Source organism: Paraburkholderia graminis C4D1M (assembly GCF_000172415.1).
Classification (GTDB): Bacteria; Pseudomonadota; Gammaproteobacteria; order Burkholderiales; family Burkholderiaceae; genus Paraburkholderia; species Paraburkholderia graminis.
Window position 1 is genome coordinate 21,320 of the sequence record NZ_ABLD01000044.1, and the last position, 6,801, is coordinate 28,120.

Genomic DNA, 6,801 nt, shown 5'->3' on the forward strand with positions numbered 1-6,801 from the left:
TCTAGAATTTATGCCGGATCGCAGCGCGCACCACAACCTGTTTCGACGTCGATGACGGCGCTTGCGCGCCTGGTATAAACGCCTCATCGAGTATCGAATATGTCGAGTCGCCAGTCACCTGCTGGTATTCGCCCTGAATATAGACGTCGGTGCGCTTGGACAGGTTGTAATCCGCCATCAGTCCAAATGAGTGGATTTTCGGTTTGACGCCGCCACTCGACGCATCGAAGTTTTCAATCGTGTAGACATATTGCGCGCCGACAAACAGCATCGGCGAGATCTGATACTTGCCGTTCAATTCAAAGTTCTGATATTTCAACGAGTTCAGCAATACGCCGGGCGGCACGAGTGGCGTAATGCCGAGATAGCCGTTGCCGGTCGGATTCAAATAGCTCGATTTGCTATACGCGAAACCCGCCGTGGCCGGACCGAAGTTATAAGTAATGCCGCCGCCGAACACGCGCATGCGAGCCGCGATAAAGCTTGCGTCGTTAGCCGTAATCGCACCATTCGCACCATTGCCCGGATTATTGGCCTGCAAATACGCGGCGCTCACCAGCAGGCCGCCATACGCATACTGCCCGCCCACGCTATAGGCGCGGTTATTGCCGAAATTCCTGTCGTTGCTAAAGCTGTACGTGCCGCCGAATTGAAAGCCGCTAATCGACGGGCTTGTGTATTTCACGGTGTTGTCGAGCCGAAACGAGTTATCGGTATTGTCGTTATCGTAGGGATGCGAGAAAAGCGAGCCGGCCCAATTGCCATTCGCCGTGGTTTGCGCCAGATAATCGACCACTGAATCGTATTGCCGCCCGAACGTCAATACGCCATAGCGCTCCGCGCTCAAGCCCACAAAAGCCTGTCGCCCGAACATCCGGCCGCCCTGATTCAGGCGCCCCGAACTGACGTCGAAACCGTTTTCGAGCTGGAAAATGGCTTTGAGGCCGCCGCCCAGTTCTTCCGCGCCCTTCAAGCCCCAGCGGCTGCCTTGCGCGTAGCCGCTTGCCAGCTCGTACACATGTCCTCGGCCCGCGTTGTTCGTGTAGTTGATGCCTTCGTCGAGTACGCCGTACAGCGTGACGCTCGTCTGCGCCGAAGCCGGCGTGCTAAAGGCGGCGGACACAGCGGTGGAAACGGCCAGCGCGAACACTTGCTTGTTCATGACGATCCCCCTGCACTCGAGTAATCGGCCTAACTCGATCTGACGCGTTCTTCTTGACCCTACGACAACGCGCTTCTTCAAGTCCGACGCGCTTACGGGAAATCCTCACACGCCGGAACGCGTCCGTCCATTGGGTGTCGCCTGGATGTGTCGAAACGTTGCGAAATCTCCACTGTCTTTAAACGTCCATTCCGCCGAGGCTCCGCCAGCACTGCGTTTGCAATGTGCGCTGCCAAGCAGACTTGTCACAGAAAGAAATATAATTGCCGACTTTCGCGGCACCGAGGCGGAACTCCGCCGTGCTGTCAGGGTCATTTTTACTGCTTCATGCAAGCGCGTGCGCGCGCCGGCTTTGAGGCAGGTCCGTTACGGCGGCAACGCGCGGTTCAGCGCAGCAACGCCGCTGCAGCAACAGCATCAACCCACTATTCCAAAGCCTTGTGAGACGCCCGACGCGCTAAAGAGCGCGCCGTCGCACGGGGCTGCTTTGGGCATAAAAACAATGCAAGCTTCGCAATCGCGTTTAATCGAGCTCGACTTTTTCCGAGGACTCGTTCTGCTGATCATCGTGGTGGACCACATCGGCGGAAGCATCTTGTCGCGCGTCACGCTGCATGCGTACGCGCTGTGCGACGCCGCGGAGGTGTTCGTGTTTCTCGGCGGCTTCGCAACCGCGACGGCCTACGCGGCGCTCGCCGAGCGGCGTAGCGAATCGATCGCGCGCAACCGCTTCCTGTGGCGCTCGCTCGAAATCTACCGCGCCTTTCTCGTGACCGCCGGGCTTATGCTGCTCGTGAGCGCGGTCCTGAACGCGTTCAACGTCGAGGCGCCGAATCTCGCGATCACCGATCTCGACGACCTGATGGACACGCCCGTCGCCGCCTTGCGCGATATCCTGCTGTTCCGCCGTCAGCCTTATCTCGCGTCCGTGCTGCCGATGTACGCCTTCTTCGCGCTGCTCGTGCCGATGATCCTGCCGCTCGCGCGCAGCAAACCGTGGCTGCTGCTCGCGGGCAGCGTCGCGCTGTGGGCCGGCGCGCCGGCCATCAACGCGTATCTGCCTGCCGCGCCGGACATGCACTGGGACTTCAACCCGTTCGCCTGGCAGTTGCTGTTCGTGCTCGGCGCGCTCGTGCGTTGCCAGCCGGTCTATCAGCGCGTGAGTCAGCACCGTCTCGGCTGGCTGGTGACGCTCGCGGCCTGCTGTGTGGCGGCGGTCGCGGCGTACTACAAGCTCTTTGTCGAAGTCGAGCCGCTCGATCCGAGCTTCAAACAGAATCTGTCCTACTTGCGCGCGGTCAATTTCCTCGCGATCGCGTGGCTCGTGGCCAAGCTGATCGAGGCGGGCTGGGCAAGAAAGCTCGCGCAGTCTCTGCCGCTGATTGGGCTCATCGGGCGCAAGGGCTTGCTGTGCTTTATCGCCGGCGCGGTGATCTCGCTCGTGGTGGACTCGGTGCTGTATGCCGCCACCGACGGTTACCTGAACTATCCGCTAGGCTTGCTCGCCGACGCGTGCGCGATCACGGCGCTCGTTGCCGTCGCGTGTGGGACGGAGCCGCTCAAGCGGCTCGTGATGCGCATGGTAGGCACACGGCTTCGGACGTCGCCGTAACATGTGTGGGTCAGCTCTGAGCTTTGAGCTATGACTCAGCGTTGGCCGCCGTCCGCCGTGACTGTTTCCACCTCGACATGCGCCTATTCCTACAGCTTGCGCTGACCGTTCTGTGCGCCGCGTGCGGCACTTCGTCGTTCGCGAGCACGGTGACGACCCGCAGCTTCCATTCGTCCGCGCTCGGACGCGATTGGTCCTACACGCTTTATTTGCCGACCGGTTATCGTCCCGACGCCGCGCGCATTCCGGTGATCTATCTCCTGCACGGCAACAACGGCGATGCCAACGACTGGATCAGCCGCGGCCATCTGCAAAGCACCGTCGACGCGCTGATCGAACATCGCGATATTCCGCCGCTCGCCGTCGTGATGCCGCAAGGCGGCACCGACTGGTACGTGGACCGCAAGGAAAAAATGGAGACGGCGTTCTTCGACGATCTGCTGCCCGAAATCGAAACGCACTACGCGGTGTCGACGCAGCGCGCGGGGCGCATGATCGGTGGCGTGTCGATGGGCGGCTTCGGCGCACTGCGCTACGTGATGACGCAGCCCGAGCGCTTTTGCGGCGCGCTGCTGCTGAGCCCGGCCATCTACGCCGACGAACCGCCGCGCGGTTCGGCCGCGCGCCGCGTCGGCGTGTTCGGCGAACGTCAGTTCGATCCGCGGATCTGGCACGAGCTGAACTACCCGGCGCAGTGGGAGCGCTATATGAGCCGGCCGTATCGCGTGCCGGTCTTTATCGCTGCCGGCGACGACGACCTCGCGATCCAGGCCGATGCATCACTGCTTTATACGCAGCTTCGCCTGGCGGGCAATCCGGCGGCGCTGCGCATTATCGACGGCGGCCATACGTGGGACGTGTGGAGCGCCCTGCTGCCCGGCGCCCTGAAATACACGCTCGGCTGCACGCGGCTGCCGGCGCAGGAACATCCGTCGAACCAGCGGCCCTGAATCAATAAAGCACTCGCGAAAATCGCGAATCAGACAACACCCGGCGGCGCTATTGCACGAGGTCGGTCCACAGCACCATCAGGACCGTCATCAGCGCGGGGCCGATGAAGAGGCCGAGCAGCCCGAAGGTCTCCGCGCCGCCCAGAATGCCGAACAGCACGAGCAGAAACGGCAGGCGCGTGGAACTGCCGATCAACACCGGCCGCACGAAATGCTCGGCGACGAAGACCACGATCGACCCGAACACCAGAAGACCGATCGCGCTCGCGACCGATCCCTGCGAGAACAGCCACAACGCGGCGAGGCTGAAGGTTATCGGCGCGCAGAAGGGCAACATCGCGGCAATCGCGGTGATCAGCGCGAGCAGCGCGACGTGCGGCAAGCCCGTCACGAAATAGGCGACGCCGAGCAACGCGCCCTCGCCGAGTCCGACCACGACCAGCCCCGACACGGTGCCCCGCACAGCCGTGGCCATCCGCTGGACGAGCTGTGCGCCGTCTTCGCCGAAACCGCGTTGCAGACCTCTCGCCAATGCGCCCGACAGACGCGGCCCCGCCTGGAAGATCACGAACAGCGTCACGAGCATGAACGCGAACACGGTGACCGCGTGCACGGCGCGCGCCCCGAAATGGCGGCCAAGCGTGACGACCGTCGTGCTGTGCAAGCCCTTCATCGCCGCAGAGTCGCGCAACGGCGGCGTCAGATAGGCTTGCCACCACGCCTCGGCCTGGTGCGCGCCGAACGGCAAACGGTGGATGAAGTCCGGCATCGCGATGCCGTTCTCCTGCGCGGCCTTGAACCAGTCGGTGAGGTCATGCGCTTCGCGCAACGCCTGCGCGATGCCCACGCCCACCGGCAACACCACCAGCAACGCGATCGCCAGTGTCAGCACGGCAGCAATCAGCGTGGTGCGCCCGGTCAGCCAGCGGCTGCCTTCGACCTTGCGCAGAAGCGGCCATAGCGCGATCGCCAGCACGGCGGCCCAGCCGACCACTGGAAGAAAGTCGCGCACGACCCACAACGCGAGCAGCACGAGCCCAATGTACAAGGCGAGCGAAGCAGCCCTCTGTTTTTTGACGCGCTCGGGCGTCAGCAGCGACTGAGTCGGATGCGACGAGCGCGGCGGGTGCGTCGATCTGGACGGGCCGACGGGGGGACGTGAATTCATGCGGTTCGTGTGTGGATGCCGGTATGTGCGCGAGCCGACCCGAAAAAAGCAAACCCGCTAAACTGCGGGACGCGCTCGCCCAATAAACAACGACATCTTAATGGAAGCGCGCAGGGCCCTTGCGGCCTGCTTTGGCTGTCTCGCCAGCTACAACACTGCGTTGCAAAAAGCGCTCTTATCTCATTTTTGGGCGACACGCCCTTCGCCAAGCCCCGCCAATTCAAGTGCCGTCGAAAGTCAAGTCGGATTGTTGCTAATTGGGGAACAGTGTTTCAACGTAGACACAATGGCTCTGCAGCCGTTGGGGGACTAAATTCGGGCACACCACAAATTCGGAGCCGACGATGATGACCCTGGAGTCCATCCCCCTTGACGGTACTAACGGCCTACGCATCGAGATTCTCGAGCGCTCCGACACCACGCTGGTGATCCGCTGGGTCGAGCCCGGACGATGTCATTACGGCGAGCAGCGGTGGCGTCGCAGGTCGGCGCATACGTCGGGAACCTGCGCGGTATCGCGCCGCAAGATTCGCCGCGGCGATGCCGTCTTCAAGCCGGCCGAGCGCCCGGCGCCGTCGAATGCCTCCGCGATGATCTGCGCGGAAATTCTCGGCGCGCTGCCCGAAGCCTGATTTCGCCGTCAATCCTGCCCACGCGCGCCCTCGCGCGTGCCGTCACGCGTGCCCTGCACCTGCCCTGCGCCTGCCCGCTCGCGCTGACTCCGCCATCGAGTCCCTAACACCGCCGCGCGCATGAAAACCGCCCCGATTGCGGCCCTTCGTCGCGTGCGTTAAGGTGGACCTGCTTGCGTCAAATCACCCTGCCGGCCCGACGCCCGGCGGTAAAGTGACGCGCATCTCCACCCATCGCGCCGTGCGCGGCACGGCGCCGTTTGAGGGCACACCATGGCAGAAGACACGCCGCACACGTCGACCCGGCCGGAGACTCGCGCAGCCAGCGCGCCCCCTGCTCCGCTCATCGCTCCCCAGCAGTTTTCCACCGACGTCCTGCTCGAGAAATACGCCAAAGGCGACGAGCAATCCGCCGACGACGTCTTCAAGCGCGTCGCCCGCGGCGTCGCCGAGGCGGAACCGGAAGCGCTGCGCGAATCGGTCGAGGCGCTCTTCGTCGACAATCTGCGGCACGGTGCGCTCGGCGCGGGCCGCATCATGAGCGCGGCGGGCACCGGCATTGCCGCCACGCTGATCAACTGTTTCGTGCAGCCGGTCGGCGACGCGATTCAGGGCGTCGACGAACAAGGGCTGCCGGGCATCTACGTCGCGCTGCTGCAAGCCGCGGAAACCATGCGGCGCGGCGGCGGCGTCGGCTACAACTTCTCGGCGATCCGGCCGAAGGGCGCGCGCGTTCACACCACGAGTTCGTCGGCGTCCGGTCCGTGCAGTTACATGGATGTGTTCGACGCGTCGTGCCGCACGGTGGAAAGCGCCGGCTCGCGGCGCGGCGCGCAGATGGCCGTGCTCGACTGCAATCATCCCGACCTGCTCGAATTCATCGAAGCCAAACATTCGAAGGGACGCTGGAACAACTTCAACGTTTCCGTCGGCGTGACCGACGAATTCATGCGCGCCGTCGAAGAAGACCAGCCGTGGCAACTCGTGCATCGCGCGGAACCGTCGCCGGCGCTCCGTGCGGCCGGCGACGTGCGGCAGCGCGACGACGGCCTGTGGGTCTACAGCGAGCGGCCGGCGCGCGAGATCTGGGACCGCATCATGCGCTCCACGTACGACGTCGCGGAACCGGGCATCGTGTTCATCTCGCGCATGAACGAGGACAACAACCTGCGTGCCGTCGAAACGATTCGCGCGACCAATCCGTGCGGCGAACAGCCGTTGCCGGCTTACGGCTGCTGCAATCTCGGGCCGCTCAATCTGACGCGTTTCGTGATCGA

6 protein-coding genes are annotated in these 6,801 nt (G+C 63.5%); 4 read left to right on the forward strand and 2 right to left on the reverse strand.

Annotated elements, in window-relative coordinates; all coding sequences use genetic code 11:
- Window position 1: 1 nt before the first annotated feature.
- Window positions 2-1,162: a porin gene (locus tag BGRAMDRAFT_RS31790; RefSeq protein ID WP_006053031.1), complete on the reverse strand. Its 1,161-nt coding sequence runs from the start codon at window positions 1,160-1,162 to the stop codon at window positions 2-4.
- Window positions 1,163-1,664: 502 nt separating this feature from the next.
- Here BGRAMDRAFT_RS31790 and BGRAMDRAFT_RS31795 point away from each other — a divergent pair.
- Both BGRAMDRAFT_RS31795 and BGRAMDRAFT_RS31800 read left to right on the forward strand, forming a co-directional pair.
- Window positions 1,665-2,774, forward strand: a complete 1,110-nt coding sequence (locus tag BGRAMDRAFT_RS31795) for an OpgC domain-containing protein (protein ID WP_006053032.1) — start codon at window positions 1,665-1,667, stop codon at window positions 2,772-2,774.
- Window positions 2,775-2,851: 77 nt separating this feature from the next.
- Window positions 2,852-3,724: an alpha/beta hydrolase gene (locus tag BGRAMDRAFT_RS31800; RefSeq protein WP_006053033.1), complete on the forward strand. Its 873-nt coding sequence runs from the start codon at window positions 2,852-2,854 to the stop codon at window positions 3,722-3,724.
- A gap of 49 nt (window positions 3,725-3,773) precedes the next feature.
- On the opposite strand, the gene BGRAMDRAFT_RS31805 is transcribed toward BGRAMDRAFT_RS31800, so the two are convergent.
- The gene (locus BGRAMDRAFT_RS31805) at window positions 3,774-4,892 is read right to left on the reverse strand and encodes an AI-2E family transporter (RefSeq protein ID WP_006053034.1); all 1,119 of its coding nucleotides are present in this window, start codon (window positions 4,890-4,892) and stop codon (window positions 3,774-3,776) included.
- A gap of 347 nt (window positions 4,893-5,239) precedes the next feature.
- Between BGRAMDRAFT_RS31805 and BGRAMDRAFT_RS31810 the strand changes: the two genes are divergently transcribed.
- Both BGRAMDRAFT_RS31810 and BGRAMDRAFT_RS31815 read left to right on the forward strand, forming a co-directional pair.
- Entirely contained in the window at window positions 5,240-5,524 is a 285-nt protein-coding gene (locus BGRAMDRAFT_RS31810; protein WP_044022038.1) for a DUF3331 domain-containing protein, read from the forward strand.
- 273 nt (window positions 5,525-5,797) lie between these two features.
- On the forward strand, window positions 5,798-6,801 hold a 1,004-nt coding region (locus tag BGRAMDRAFT_RS31815; protein ID WP_044022033.1), incomplete at its 3' end, for a ribonucleotide reductase N-terminal alpha domain-containing protein.